This window comes from Bhargavaea cecembensis (assembly GCF_001619585.1).
GTDB classification, from domain to species: domain Bacteria; phylum Bacillota; class Bacilli; order Bacillales_A; family Planococcaceae; genus Bhargavaea; species Bhargavaea cecembensis_A.
The window spans coordinates 365,790-379,929 of the sequence record NZ_LQNT01000001.1 but is presented as its reverse complement, the minus strand read 5'-3'; the positions used below and the strand labels follow the sequence as shown (position 1 = coordinate 379,929).

Here is a 14,140-nt window from a genome sequence, read left to right as displayed (position 1 = left end):
CTCAGATCAGAGAAGGCCGGAGCATGACCGCTACCCCTTCGGGGGCATGGACTGCAACGATTTTCCCTGCCTGCTGGACCGTAATCCAGCCTAGCCCCGAGATGACGATATCCGTTTTCTCTTCTCTGATCGAAAATTCATGGCGCACAAGTTCCGGAAATTCTTTCGCATCCGCTGTCGGAGGCGTGAGCAGGTCGCCTTTCTGCCGGTCATACAGGTCATCCGCCTTTTCGAGCTTCGTCCGATGGATGTCGAGCGCGTTGGAGATATGGACGGTAAAGGCCGTGCGCCCTCCCCTCAGATAATCGAAGCGCGCCAGCCCTCCGAGGAATAGCGTCTGCTCCTCGTTCAGCTGGAACACTTTCGGCTTAATCTCTTTTTTCGGTGTGATCACCTTCAGATCTCTTGCATCCAGGAGATGCGCCATCTGATGATGATTGATGATGCCCGGCGTGTCGTACATGGATTTCCCGTCATCCAGCGGGATATCGATCATATCCAGCGTGGTGCCCGGGAAGTGAGATGTCGTGATCACATCGTCGCCGCCTGCGACCTGCTTGATGATCCGGTTGATAAAGGTGGACTTTCCGACATTCGTGCAGCCGACCACATATACATCGCGGCCCGCACGAAGATCTTCGATGCGCCGGATTGCGCTGTCGATGCCGGTTCCCTTGTCGGCGCTCACAAGCAGGACGTCCTCCGGCTGCAGCCCGAGCTTCCGGGATTCAGATGTCATCCAGTGGATGAGTTTGTTTTCCTTAACCGATTTCGGCAGCAGGTCCGCTTTGTTGCCGACAAGAAGCACCGGGTTGGAACCTGCGAACCGGTGCATTCCCGGAATCCAGCTTCCGTTAAAGTCGAAGATGTCGACAATATAGACGACGAGCGCGTTCTTGGATCCGATTGTATTCAGGATTTTAAGGAAATCATCATCCGTCAGGGGCACGGGCTCGAGTTCATTGTAGTTCCTTAGCCGGAAGCATCTCCTGCAGAGCGGCATCTCCTTTTCAAGTGTCGCCGCCGGTGCATATCCCGGCGCTTTTTCGTCCTCGGTCTGCAGGACGGCCCCGCAGCCGATACAGGTTTTCTCCTCGGTCACTTGATCTCCTCCCAATCGATGAGCCCACGGTTTTTAAGCTTTTTCATGATGATCCGTTCGACCTTGCGGTTAAAACGGGTGGCCAGTCCGTCAGAGCTTGCGACCGGAACGACGAGCACGGTCTGCAGCCCGCTTCGGTTCCCGCCGAAAATGTCCGTCAGCAGCTGGTCGCCGATCACGACCACCTGTTCTTTGGGAAGGCCCATCTGGCGGACGGCCCGGCGGAATGCTCTCCCCATCGGTTTGCGCGCCTGATGGATGAACGGGATGCCGAGCGGGTCGGCAAACGCCTTGACGCGTTCCTCGTTATTGTTCGACACAATGGTCACATGGATGCCTGCTTCTCGCATATCCTTCATCCAGTCGATAATTTCCGCGGTCGCATCGGGCCTGTCCCATTCGACGAGCGTATTGTCCAGGTCGGTGATGACACCCCGGATCCCATTGCTTTTCAGTTTTTCCGGAGTCACCCGGAAAACATTCTTCACATATTCATTCGGCAAAAAAAGACGATACACCCGATTCACTCCATTGACTCTGAATTCTTTCCCGATTATACCACAGCGCCGCTCCGTCCCACATCCCGGGGCCGGTCATTCTCATGATTCCTCACATTGTGACATATGGTGGCAGAAACAACATTGGAGGTGTTGGCGTGAGCGGGATCTTCACTGCACTGCTTCAGCTGTGGGCGGATATCCCCGCGCTGGTCGGCTACCTGAAAGGCCAGGCGTTCCAGAAGCCGATGAATGCGGAGGAAGAAGCGGATTGCCTGAGGCGGGTGGCAGAAGGCGACGAAAGTGCGAAAGATGAGCTGATCGAGCGCAATATGCGCCTTGTCGCCCATATCGTGAAAAAGTTCCATCCACGTCATGAGCAGCTGGACGACTACATCTCGATCGGGACGATCGGCCTGATGAAGGCGGTCGGCAGCTTTACCCCGGATAAGAAAACCAAGTTTTCCACATTCGCCGCACGCTGCATCGAAAACGAAATCCTCATGCATCTCCGTGCCCAGAAAAAAGTCCAGAAAGATGTTTCCCTCTATGAGCCGATCGGTATCGACAAAGACGGATACTCCCTCCAGATCACCGATGTCCTGAAGGTCGATGAATCAACAGCCGATGACCGGCTGGAGCGGAAGGAGCGTTTCGACCGGCTGTACCGGCACCTGACCAAGCTCGATGAGCGAGAGCTCGAAATCATCCAGAGACGCTACGGCCTGCTGGACGACAATCCGATGACCCAGAAAGAGATTGCCGCGCAGCTGAACATTTCCCGAAGTTATGTATCCCGGATCGAGAAGCGGGCCCTCGTCAAGCTTTATCAGCAGTTCAAACACGAAAAAAGCCCCTCCCCCGTCGAGCGCGGGGGAAGGGCCGACTAAATCACTTTTCGGAACCGAGCTGGAACATCATGACGCCAGCGAGGATCCCGGTCACAATTAACGAACCTGCCATCAGATAAAGCACATTGTTCACTCCCTGTCCAAGTGATGATTCACTTATCCGATTATACCATGAGATTCCTGAAGATTCGAGACCGCACGCATGACTGCTTCCGCCGAATGTTTCGCTGCCTTCGGCAAAAACTCATCGAATGACATCGCCGACTCTTTGCCCGCAATGTCAGAAAGCGCCCGGATGACAACAAACGGCACGCCGAACTGGTGGCATACCTGCGCAACTGCAGCAGCCTCCATTTCGGAAGCCAGAGCATCCGGGAACAATTCACGCACCCGGGCAACGCGGTCTGCATCGGACATGAAGGAATCTCCGGTGATGATCAATCCTTCTGCGGATGCATGCTCACCGATTTCTTCTACAGCTTTGCGCGCTGCTTCCATGAGCCTTCCGTCTGCCGTGAATGCAGGAGGAAGCTGTGGCACCTGGCCGTGTTCGTAACCGAATACCGTCACATCCACATCATGGTGCCGCACTTCACTTGAAATCACGACCGTGCCGATTTCGTGGTCACTGCTGAATCCGCCGGCTGAACCGGTATTGATCACGGCATCCGGCCTGAACCGGTCAAGCAATACGGCCGTGGACATGGCCGCGTTCACTTTTCCGATTCCGCTCTTCAGAAGGATGACGTCTGCACCATTCAGTTTGCCGGCCGTGTACTCACTGTTCCCGGCAATTGTCGTCTCTCTTTCTTCGATCCGGCTGCGCAAAAGCTCGACTTCCTCTTCCATCGCGCCTATAATGGCTATTTTCATAACAGAATCCTCCGTTCCGCTCGGTCAATAGGCCCCTTCAAGCTTGTTCAGCTTGTCGAGCCGAACAGGCATCCAGCCTTCACCGTCCACCCATTCCAGGTGGACATTATATTTTTCGCTTTTATCTGCGGTCGATACGGTCCCGATTGATTTCTGGGGCCCGCCGCCGTTTTTTAAATACCATACGATCATGTCGCTTTCAGGGATTTCTGTGGCATACGACATGGCCTTGACCTTCTCTTGCCAGTCGATATGGCCTTTCTGGTAAACCGAGACATGTTCACCCGACTGTTCGGTGCCGATCGGCTTCCAGGAAGTGTCGACAATCGTCTCATCGACAACACCATCGTCTGACGGAGTTCGGATCACTTTGCCCGGCTGATCGGATTCCTGGTCTTCTTGCTTGCCGTTTTCAGCTTCCGGATCTGATTTTTCGGAGGCCGTTTTACGGTCTGCTGATTCTTCGTTATCTGCCTCATCAGCATCATCTCCGCCGTCTGCAGCCGGTGCATTTCCGCCATCCGGGCCGCTGCCGCCTTCCGTCTGTTCCGATCCTGTCTCACGCCCGCTGTCGGCTGCCTGGTCATCTCCGCCGGTGAAGATGCCCACCGCAGTGACAACGATCAGGACGAAGACGACGCCAATCAGGATATTCAAGATCCGGTTTGACTTCTGGCGGTTTCGCGCCACCCTGGAAAAATTCTGTTCTTCCATGCCATCTCCTCCCCCGGTTACTCTATCATAAACGAATCCCGCTTATTTGACGAAATGATTACCGGATTGTTTCAGTTTCATGAAGAGGAATTTTTTGCAGCCAAATAATCAGATTCCCTGAATCGTTGCAAACTCATTGAATGTGATGCAGGGCCGTTCACAGCTTCCGCTGCTGTCCGCAATGAAAAAAGCTGATTTCGGCAGAAGGATTCCCCCGCTTGCCGCAGTTTCCCGGGACCTTCTGCTTGAATCAGCCGTTTTAGCTTTTATTGCGTTTATGACAGGCCGCTGATTGCTGCAATCAGCTGATGGACGTAATCTCGACGTCCATCTCGCCCCCAGGCGTCATGATTTTGACGCGGTCGCCGACGGTACGGCCAAGGAGGCCTTTGGCGATCGGCGAGTCGTTTGAGATGCGGCCTTCGAACGGATCCGCTTCGGCGGAACCGACGATGGTATACGATTCCTCATCGCCGTCCATTTCCTTGAATGTTACGGTCTTGCCGAGCTGCACGCGATCGTCATCACCGTTGTCTTCGATGATTTCGGCATTGCGGATCATCGATTCGAGTGTGGAGATGCGGCCTTCGATGAACGCCTGATCTTCTTTGGCCGAATCATATTCGGAGTTCTCGGAAAGGTCGCCGAAACTGCGCGCAACCTTAATGCGCTCTACGACTTCCTTCCGTTTAACCGTTTTCAGGTACTCGAGTTCTTCAATCAGCTTCTCTTTTCCCGCCTGGGTCATCGGAAATTTTTTCTCTGTGGACATAAACAATCTCTCCTTCGCGTCTTTCCTTCATAAAAAGAATACTATGCCGCCCCGTGACCGGGAATGCGACATAGCGGAAATGTGATGGTTTTAACTGACAAGAGTATATTACAGATTTTGTGGAGATTCAAGAATTGTTTTTATTTTCGTCACCATCAGGTCAATTGCGACTTTATTCTCCCCGCCTTCAGGGATAATCAGGTCCGCATAGCGTTTTGTCGGTTCGATGAACTGATTATGCATCGGCCGGACGACCGACAGATACTGGCCAATCACTGAACTGATCGAGCGGCCGCGCTCTTCGATGTCACGCTGGATACGCCGGATGATGCGGAGATCCGCATCCGTATCGACAAAGAGCTTAATATCCATCAGGTCCCGAAGTCTCGCATCGTCCAGAACGAGGATTCCTTCGATGATGATGACATCTTTCGGCTCGATGGCCTCCGTTTTGTCGGATCGCGTGTGCAGCGCATAGTCATACACCGGGCGATTGACCGGACGCCCCTCGAGCAGTTCCTTGATGTGCTCGATAAGAAGATCCGTGTCAAAAGCGAACGGGTGGTCATAGTTCGTCTTCAGTCGTTCTTCAAATGCCAGTTCGGACTGGTCTTTATAATAATAATCGTGCTCAATCACGGTGACGGAATGCTCCTTCACGACATCGTAGATCGAGCGGGTTACGCTCGTCTTGCCGGAGCCCGAGCCGCCGGCGATTCCGATGATGAGCGGCCGTTTCTTCGTCATAACACTGCACCTTCTTCGGTTGATTCTTTTTTCGTACTGATCATCAGGCCATCGCCAACCGGCAATAGAGCCGAATCGTATCCGGGATGCGCCATGAGCCATTCCGTGAACGCCTTCAGCTTGCGGATCATCGTCCGGTTTTTCCTCGGAATGTCCGTCGGATCTTCGGCTGCCAGTCCATGCATGAACATGTTGTCACAATAAATCACGCCTCGGCCGGACAGCAGCGGCTCGTAAAGGTCGAAAAACCTTCTGTATTGGCCTTTGGCGGCATCGATGAACAAGGCATCAAACGGTCCTTCGGGAAGGCCCTCTCCAAGCTCGAGCGCATCTCCGCGGACAAGCCGTATCCGTCCTTCCGCAGACGACCGACCGATATTTTCTTCGGCCTTTTCCTGCATGGCCGGTTCGCGCTCGATTGTCACCACTTCCGTGCCCGGAAGAGCCTCCGCCATCCGGATCGCCGAATACCCGATGGCCGTGCCGATCTCAAGGATTCTTGCGGGACGCTGCACACGGAGGATCTGGAGCAGCGCCTCCATCCCCTCCAGCTGCATGATCGGCACCCTGTGGTCGCGGGCGTATTGCTCCATTTCCATGATCCGTTCCGTACGGGGCGGAATCAGCCCTTCCGAATACCGGCTATATTCGTGTTCCATCTTCACACCTGCTTATCCAAAAAAATACCCGTTCATCATAGCACTAATCACATGAAAAGAGAAGGAAAGCGAAAGCTCTCCTTCTCCGGGTCATTCCCCGCTCTTCAGATACTTGTCCCTGTTCTTGAGGTGTTGTTCATACGTCTTCGCGAAATGGTTAATGCCTGACGGGTCTGCAAGGAAATAGAGATAATCAGTCTCGGACGGATTGAGTGCAGCATCAATTGATGAGCTGCCCGCATTCGAGATCGGCCCAGGAGGCAGTCCCTGGTTCTGGTACGTGTTGTAGGCATCATCGATTTCGAGGTCACTGTACATCGTCCGCTCGAGATGCTTTCCGTGTGCATAAGCGACCGTAGGGTCCGTCTGGAGCGGCATGTCCTCTTCGAGCCGGTTTTCGAAGACACTGGCGATCGATTTGCGGTCTTCCGGAGTACGGGCCTCTTTTTCCACGAGCGATGCCATCGTCAGGACCTGATGGATGGTCCGTTCCTCTTCCGCGATCGCATCACGGTAAGGGGTGATGTTCTCGTCCGTCGCGCCGATCATCTGCTCAACCAGCATTTCCAGTGTCGGCTGCTCTTCAAACACCGGGTAGGTTGCCGGGAAGAGATAGCCTTCCAGCGGGAACTTGATCTGGTCGTCCAGGATTTCTTCGGAGAGAAGGTTCGGATACTTCGTGATCAGCTCTTTGATATAGGCTTCATCCGTGACGAGTTCCATAAATTCATCAGCCGTGAAGTCCGTGTTTTTCTCGATGACTTCGGAGATCTGCGCAAGGTTCAGGCCTTCGGCAATGGTGTACTGGAATACCGGCTCCCTGTAAACCTTTCCTGTTTTCAGACTCTGGAGAAGCTCATCCGGAGTCATGGCCCTGCTCATTTCATAAGTGCCGGCCTGGAAATCACTTTCGTTGTTGAATTTGGCGTAATACTTGAAGATCCTGTCATCTTTGATGACGCCGGCCTCTTCGAGCTTCAGCGCGATCGTGTCCAGGTTTGAACCGATCGGAATCTCCACGGTGACGGTATCTTCGGCATCCGGATCCACCGGTTTAAGCGCTCCCGCCACATATGAGTAAAGGATGGCGCCTCCGATGACCATGAGGAGCAGCGCGGCAAGGAAGATGATCAGGACGATTCGCCGGACCGTCTTTACCTCTTTCTTTTTTTCATTCATGCGTTCAAGCATGACCTGCTTTTTGGATCGGTCACTCATAAACCGTGTTCCCCCTCTGCATTTCGAGGCTATTATACATGAAACGACTACAACAGGAAAGGCGTTGCAGTAAACGCACATGTCGAGCCAGTTTGTAACGTCATGCGAAAAAGCCCCCCGTTTCTGCACTGCACGGAATGTGCAGTGCGCTCGGGGAGCTGTCCGGCAGGTTAGTGCCGGTTGAATCCTAAACTCTTACTCTTCTTCGTCGTCCTCTTCGTCTTCTGCGAGGAACGTATTGAGCATTTCTTCGATCATGTCCCACTCTTCGTCGGTCTCGATCGGCTTCAGCTCTCCCTGTTCACCCTCTTCACCCGGGATGAAAGAAGATGCCATGATCTCGATTTCTTCATTCTCGTCTTCTTCCGCTCCTACCGGGTAGTAAAGGACATACGATTTGCTGAACTGCTCTGCCTCAAATGTGAACAGTACCTCGCAAAGCTGCTCGTTGCCTTCCTCGTCTACAACCGTGATGTGCGCATCTCCGTGTTCCATTCAAATCACCTCATCCGTTTTTTCTGTCCAGCCAACCCTGCAGAATCATGACGGCTGCCATCTTGTCGATGACGCTCTTGCGCTTTTTGCGGCTTACATCAGCGCTGATCAGCATCTTTTCTGCCGCCATCGTCGTCAGGCGCTCGTCATATAATTCCACAGGAAGGGAAAATTCATCCCTCAGCAGGTCTGCAAAACGCTCGGACGCCTCCGCACGCGGACCCACTGTATTGTTCATATTCTTTGGGTACCCGACAACGAATGAAGTTACACCATACTCCGCAACCAAATCGCGGATGCGGCCGATGCCGAACTCGCCGGCCTCTTCGTCGATCTTGATCGTCTCGACACCCTGGGCCGTCCAGCCGAGCCCGTCACTCACGGCGACACCGATCGTCTTGGTGCCGACGTCAAATCCCATTGCCCTCATGAACGGCCCCCGTCATTTCCGGCAATATAGAATTTCACAAGTTCTTCGATGATCTCGTCCCGCTCAAGCTTCCGGATCATGTTGCGTGCATCATCATGCCGCGGGATGTATGCAGGATCTCCAGATAGGAGGTAGCCGACAATCTGATTGATGGGGCTGTATCCCTTTTCTTTCAGCGCGGTATGGACCTTCAGCAGAACTGTCCTCACCTCATCTTCCATCGGCTCTTCCGGAAAGTTGAACTTCATCGTTTTGTCGAATGAATCCATGGTCAGCACCCCGCTTTCCCTTGGGATGCAGCAAAACCTCGCATCCCATTATAAACGTACAGATCCGCATTTAAACGGATTTGACTAAATCATACACGGATTGCAGCGCTTCATCAAGTTTGGACGAGTCTTTTCCGCCGGCCATCGCCATATCCGGACGGCCGCCGCCCTTGCCTCCGCAGGTTTCCGCAACATGGCGGACGATATTCCCCGCATGATACTGCTTGCCTGCGATATTTTTGGTCACGCCGGCAGCAAGGGTCACTTTGCCTCCGTCAGCTGAACCGAGCACGATGACGCCGCTGTCCAGTTTTTGTTTGAGCTCGTCCATCATCGTGCGGAGCTGGTTGCCGTCTGCGCCTTCCACACGCGCCGCCACAACCGATACGCCGTCGACTTCACGGGCGGATTCCAGAATCGCTCCCAGCTGTCCTTGTGCTTTCTGTGCGGAAAGCGACTCCAGCTCACGCTTCAGTTCTTTCTGCTCAGCCTGCAGGACTGAGAGCTTTTTCAGGAGGTCCTTAGGGTTTGCCTTAAGCATCGAAGCTGCCCCGTCCAGGATCTCTTCCTCCTCCTTCATGTAGAGAAAGGCCTCCTTGCCCGTCAGCGCTTCGATCCGTCTTGTGCCGGCACCGATGCCGCCTTCGGATACAATCTTGAAGAGCCCGATTTCCGCCGTATCACGGACATGGCAGCCGCCGCACAGCTCAAGCGAGTACTCGCCGATTGAAACGACGCGCACGACATCCCCATACTTTTCTCCGAACAGGGCCATGGCTCCCATTTTCTTCGCTTCATCGATCGGATGGTAGGCGGTGCCGACACCGATGCCGTCCCAGATCCGTTCATTGACGATCCGCTCGACATTGGCAATCTCCTCATCAGTCATCGCACCGAAATGGCTGAAGTCAAAGCGCAGCCGGTCAGGACCGACATAGGAACCTGCCTGGTTGACATGTCCGCCGAGGACGTCTTTGAGCGCCTGATGGAGCAAGTGGGTCGCCGTATGGTTTTTCACAGTAAGGCGCCGCTGCGCTGCATCGACTTCCGCCTTCAGCGTATCACCTTTTGCCATCGTGCCGGCCTCCACCTTCACCGAATGGAGGTTTTGTCCGTTCGGCGCCTTGCGGACATCCTGTACGGATGCACGGAAAGCGTCGCCCGTCATCGTTCCATGGTCAGCGATCTGTCCGCCGCTTTCTGCATAGAACGGTGTACGGTCGAGGATGACCTGCACTTCCTCGCCCTCTTCCACTTTTTCCACAAGTTCTCCTGCGCTGACGATCGCAATGATCTTCGCACCTGCGACGAGGTGGTCATAGCCGATGAATTCACTTTCCTCATGGAAGCCGCCGAGTGCCCCGGACTGTACCTGCATCGAACCGACATCCTGCCGGGCGGCGCGGGCACGTTCACGCTGCGCCTCCATCTCGCGCCGGAAGCCTTCCTCATCGATGGTGAGGCCCTGTTCTTCCGCATATTCGGCCGTCAGTTCCTCCGGGAAACCGAATGTGTCATACAGCCTGAACGCATCCTCACCCGAAATCTCGGTACCGCCTTCCTCTTTCACCCGCCCGATGATACCGGACAAGATTGACAGACCTTCATTCAGGGTTTCATGGAAACGGTCTTCCTCGTTCTTGATGACCCGCTGGATGAATTCGGATTTCTCTGTGACCTCCGGGTAATAGCTTTCCATGATGCTGCCGACGACCGGAACGAGGCGGTACATGAATGGCTCATCAATACCGAGCTGTTTGGCGTATCGGACCGCGCGGCGGAGAAGACGCCTGAGTACATATCCGCGGCCCTCGTTTGACGGGAAGGCACCGTCGCCGACCGCAAATGCAACGGTGCGGATATGGTCAGCGATCACCTTGAATGCTGTGTCCTTTTCAGCGTCCACTCCGTAGCCGGCACCTGAAATCTGTTCGATTTCACGGATGATCTGGATGAATAGGTCAGTGTCAAAGTTCGTCGGCACATCCTGGACCACGGACGCAATCCGCTCCAGCCCCATGCCGGTATCGATGTTCTTGTTCGGCAGCGGAGTGTACGTGTGATCCGGGTTGTGGTTGAACTGGGAAAAGACGAGGTTCCAGATTTCCAGATAGCGCTCATTTTCCCCGCCCGGGTAAAGTTCAGGGTCGGAGAAGTCATCGCCGTAGGACGGGCCCCTGTCATAGAAGATTTCGGAGTTTGGACCGGAAGGCCCTTCCCCGATGTCCCAGTAGTTCCCCTCGAGACGGATGATGCGTTCTTCAGGAACGCCGACTTCATCGCGCCAGATCAGAAGCGCTTCCTCATCTTCCGGATGGACCGTGACAGACAGTTTTTCAGGATCAAAGCCGATCCAGTCCGGATGGGTCAGGAACTCCCATGCCCAGTGGATGGATTCTCGCTTAAAGTAATCACCGATCGAGAAGTTGCCGAGCATTTCGAAGAATGTGTGATGGCGTGCCGTCTTTCCGACATTCTCAATATCGTTCGTCCGGATCGCTTTCTGGGCATTCACGATGCGCGGGTTTTCCGGCACCACGCGACCGTCAAAGTATTTCTTGAGTGTCGCGACACCGCTGTTGATCCAGAGCAGGGACGCATCATCAATTGGGACGAGCGAGGCGCTCGGCTCGACCGAGTGGCCCTTTTCCTCGAAGAACTTCAGATACATATCCCTGAGTTCCGCAGAAGTGAATGATTTCATACTGGTTCTCCTCCTCGTTGTGTCGGCGGTACGGCAATAAAAAAATCCTTCGCCCCCTATGCAAAAGGGACGAAGGATCTGTTCGCGGTACCACCCTGATTACAGCAGCATCCGCCGCTGTCTCTCAAATGCCTTAACGCGGCGGACGGCAGGGATGAGCTGCACTCTGGAGTAGCTTTCCGCATCCTTGCCTGCGGGATCCCTTTCAGTCGGGGGAATCCTTCCTGTACCGGCGCAGTGCGTACTTTCTCCGTCATCGAATTGTCTTATACCACGCATTATAGTGAAAGGGGGCGCATGTTGTCAACGGCCATCCATGAAATCATATGGCGTCACCCCGTCCATGCCGACCATCGGGTCGATGGCCTGGTGGTTGGACAGGTTCAGAGACGGCTGAGCGGACGGCTCTGCAGCCGATGGCCGCTCCGCCTCCGCAGTCAGCTCTTCTTCCGGGTCTCTGGCCGCCGGACCGGTTTCGGGCTCCTGTCCGGACACGGAAGACTCCTTCTCTGCTGTCTCGGCGGAAGGCGCTTCACCGCCCGCCACACGCTCCATGAGCGTTGTCCTCCTGCTGAGGTCATCCGCCCGGGCAATGCCTTCCCTGAAAACATCCGGCTCACCGATGAGGATCAGGAAGTTCTTCGCTCTCGTCAGGCCGGTGTACAAAAGGTTCCTTCGCAGCATCCGCCGGTAAGTCCGGACGACGGGCATGATGACCGTGCCGAATTCACTCCCCTGCGATTTATGGATCGAAATACAGTAAGCGAGCGTCAGCTGGCTGAGATCTTTCCGCTCATAGGTCACTTCCAGGCCGTCGAAGGACACGACCACCATTTCCTTTTTATCGACGGTCTCGTTCGGCTTCATGATCGCGACCACTTCTCCGATGTCACCGTTGAACACATTGCTTTCAGGCTGATTGACGAGCTGAAGCACTTTGTCGCCGATCCGGTAGGTGATGTCGCCGAAGACGGTTTCTTTACGGCCTTCCTTTGCGGGATTGACGATTTCCTGGATCAGTCTGTTGAGGTTGTCGATGCCTGCAGGACCCTTATACATCGGAGCCAGAACCTGGACATCATGGATCGACTGCCCTTTCGAGATGGCGCTTTTCAGCACTTTCTCGACCGCTTCGGGAATCTGCGGCGTACCTGCTTTGATAAAGGAGCGGTCTGACGTCCTTTTCCCCAAATCATCGGATACACCGCCCCTTTTCACCTTGTGGGCAAGTTCGATGATCGATGAACCGCTGCTCTGGCGGTAGATATCGGTAAGCTCGACCGCGGGCACCTTCCTGGAGGCAAGCAGGTCTTTCAGCACTTGGCCCGGCCCCACCGGGGGAAGCTGGTCCTGGTCACCGACAAAAATGACCTGAGCCTCGTCAGGGATCGCCTTCATCAGCTGATGCGCGAGCCAGGTGTCGACCATCGACACTTCATCTATGATGAAGAGCCGGCCTTCCAGCTCCCGCTCCGTCTCCTCTTCCCGCTCCATTCCATTAAAGCCAAGAAGCCGGTGGATGGTCATCGCAGGCAGTTCGGTCGACTCGCTCATCCGCTTTGCCGCACGTCCCGTCGGTGCGGCCAGCACGATCGGGAAGGCTTCTTCCTTTTTCGCATAATCCTTCGGCTCAAGTGAAAGTCCATGGAGCTCGGCGTACAGTTCCACGAGCCCCCGGATAACCGTTGTCTTCCCAGTCCCCGGGCCGCCCGTCAGGATCATGAATGACGAATGGAGTGCAAGCTCGATCGCTTTCACCTGCGTTTTGGCATAAGTGACGCCCAGACGTTCTTCGATGCCGCCGAGCGCCTTCCTGATTTCCGACTGGGGAAAAGCATCCTTGTGCGATTCGTCTTCAAGCAGCGATACCACCTTGGACGCGATGCCGATCTCGGAAAAGTAAAGCGACGGCAGATAGCAGCGCTGCTGCTCGACGACGATCTTGCTTTCTTCTCCAAGTTCGATGATTGCCTGCGTGATCGCTTCGAAACTGATTTTGTGCGGTTGGCTCGCCTCAAGCAGCTTCTTGGCTTCCGGCAGGAGCGCCTCCGCCTCCATGAACACATGGCCATCCGACAGCGCCGCCATATTCAGGAGATGCAGCACCGCCGCCTTCACACGGTCCTTGTGGTCGCCGGTGATGCCGAGCCGGGCCCCGAGCTCATCCGCCCGCTGGAAGCCGACTCCCTCGATCTCCCCGATCAGCCGGTATGGATTCGTCTGCAGGATGCTGACGGTCTCCTCACGGTATGTCTGGTAGATGCGCATCGCAAGCTGCGGGCCGAACCCCCATTCATTCAGCGCGATCATGATCCTTTCCAGTCCCATGTTCTCCTGCAGGACGGAAACAATCGTCTCTTTCCGCTCGTCCGACAGCCTCGGCACACGGTCAAGGGCGGACGGGTCGTTCAGGATGAGATTGATTGTCTCTTTTCCAAGTTCCTTGACGACAGCCTGTGCTGTTTTCTGTCCAATTCCGGGAAACAGGTCGGAAGACAGATAGTGGACAAGTCCCGTCTCAGTGTCGGGCAGATCTTTCGTGAATACGGTCGCCTTGAACTGGGTCCCGTATTTCGGATGCTCCACGAGGCTTCCCCGGAACTTATATGTATCCTCCCCTTCAAGGGGAGGGAAATAGCCTGCAACGACAATCTCCTTGCCGTCATAGCCGGAGTCGGTCGCCGTGACTTTGACGCGGAGAATCGAAAAGAGGTTCTGCGGATTATGGAAGACCGTCGCGACTGGCCGGCCGGTCAGATACTGTTCGTCTTCTTTGAATAGGTCCATCTGCCCGGCCATACGCTCTCCT

General features: G+C 54.9%; 14 protein-coding genes. 1 reads left to right on the top strand and 13 read right to left on the bottom strand.

Translation table 11 applies throughout. The features are described 5' to 3' along the window. Position 1: 1 nt before the first annotated feature. A complete protein-coding gene (gene yqeH / locus AV656_RS01920) occupies positions 2 to 1,102 on the bottom strand; it encodes a ribosome biogenesis GTPase YqeH (RefSeq protein WP_063178257.1) in 1,101 nt (366 codons plus the stop codon). Next, entirely contained in the window at positions 1,099 to 1,620 is a 522-nt protein-coding gene (locus tag AV656_RS01915) for a YqeG family HAD IIIA-type phosphatase (protein ID WP_063178255.1), read from the bottom strand. Before AV656_RS01915 ends, yqeH begins: the two co-directional genes overlap by 4 nt. Before the next feature lie 137 nt (positions 1,621 to 1,757). Here AV656_RS01915 and sigK point away from each other — a divergent pair, with 137 nt between their 5' ends. Continuing rightward, positions 1,758 to 2,489, top strand: a complete 732-nt coding sequence (gene sigK / locus AV656_RS01910; RefSeq protein ID WP_063178253.1) for an RNA polymerase sporulation sigma factor SigK — start codon at positions 1,758 to 1,760, stop codon at positions 2,487 to 2,489. A gap of 117 nt (positions 2,490 to 2,606) precedes the next feature. Here the strand turns inward: sigK and mtnN are convergent, their stop codons facing one another. The 11 genes from mtnN to AV656_RS01855 form a co-directional block, all read right to left on the bottom strand. Beyond that, positions 2,607 to 3,323, bottom strand: coding sequence for a 5'-methylthioadenosine/S-adenosylhomocysteine nucleosidase (mtnN, locus tag AV656_RS01905; protein WP_063178251.1), 717 nt, complete (start codon positions 3,321 to 3,323; stop codon positions 2,607 to 2,609). A gap of 24 nt (positions 3,324 to 3,347) precedes the next feature. Then, a complete protein-coding gene (locus AV656_RS01900) occupies positions 3,348 to 4,037 on the bottom strand; it encodes a YrrS family protein (protein WP_063178249.1) in 690 nt (229 codons plus the stop codon). Positions 4,038 to 4,338: 301 nt separating this feature from the next. After that, positions 4,339 to 4,809, bottom strand: coding sequence for a transcription elongation factor GreA (gene greA, locus AV656_RS01895; protein ID WP_063178247.1), 471 nt, complete (start codon positions 4,807 to 4,809; stop codon positions 4,339 to 4,341). A 108-nt stretch (positions 4,810 to 4,917) separates the two neighbouring features. Next, positions 4,918 to 5,556, bottom strand: a complete 639-nt coding sequence (gene udk / locus AV656_RS01890; RefSeq protein ID WP_063178245.1) for a uridine kinase — start codon at positions 5,554 to 5,556, stop codon at positions 4,918 to 4,920. Further along, positions 5,553 to 6,215, bottom strand: a complete 663-nt coding sequence (locus tag AV656_RS01885; protein WP_063178243.1) for an O-methyltransferase — start codon at positions 6,213 to 6,215, stop codon at positions 5,553 to 5,555. Before AV656_RS01885 ends, udk begins: the two co-directional genes overlap by 4 nt. 90 nt (positions 6,216 to 6,305) lie before the next feature. Beyond that, the gene (gene mltG, locus AV656_RS01880) at positions 6,306 to 7,433 is read right to left on the bottom strand and encodes an endolytic transglycosylase MltG (protein WP_063178242.1); all 1,128 of its coding nucleotides are present in this window, start codon (positions 7,431 to 7,433) and stop codon (positions 6,306 to 6,308) included. 195 nt (positions 7,434 to 7,628) lie between these two features. Next, a complete protein-coding gene (locus tag AV656_RS01875) occupies positions 7,629 to 7,928 on the bottom strand; it encodes a DUF1292 domain-containing protein (protein WP_063178241.1) in 300 nt (99 codons plus the stop codon). A 10-nt stretch (positions 7,929 to 7,938) separates the two neighbouring features. Beyond that, positions 7,939 to 8,358: a Holliday junction resolvase RuvX gene (ruvX, locus tag AV656_RS01870; RefSeq protein WP_063178240.1), complete on the bottom strand. Its 420-nt coding sequence runs from the start codon at positions 8,356 to 8,358 to the stop codon at positions 7,939 to 7,941. Then, the gene (locus tag AV656_RS01865; RefSeq protein ID WP_063178895.1) at positions 8,355 to 8,627 is read right to left on the bottom strand and encodes an IreB family regulatory phosphoprotein; all 273 of its coding nucleotides are present in this window, start codon (positions 8,625 to 8,627) and stop codon (positions 8,355 to 8,357) included. Before AV656_RS01865 ends, ruvX begins: the two co-directional genes overlap by 4 nt. A 70-nt stretch (positions 8,628 to 8,697) precedes the next feature. Then, entirely contained in the window at positions 8,698 to 11,331 is a 2,634-nt protein-coding gene (gene alaS, locus AV656_RS01860; protein WP_063178239.1) for an alanine--tRNA ligase, read from the bottom strand. 303 nt (positions 11,332 to 11,634) lie between these two features. Further along, complete coding sequence (locus AV656_RS01855; protein WP_063178238.1) at positions 11,635 to 14,130, bottom strand: ATP-dependent RecD-like DNA helicase; 2,496 nt, start codon at positions 14,128 to 14,130, stop codon at positions 11,635 to 11,637. Positions 14,131 to 14,140 lie beyond the last annotated feature (10 nt).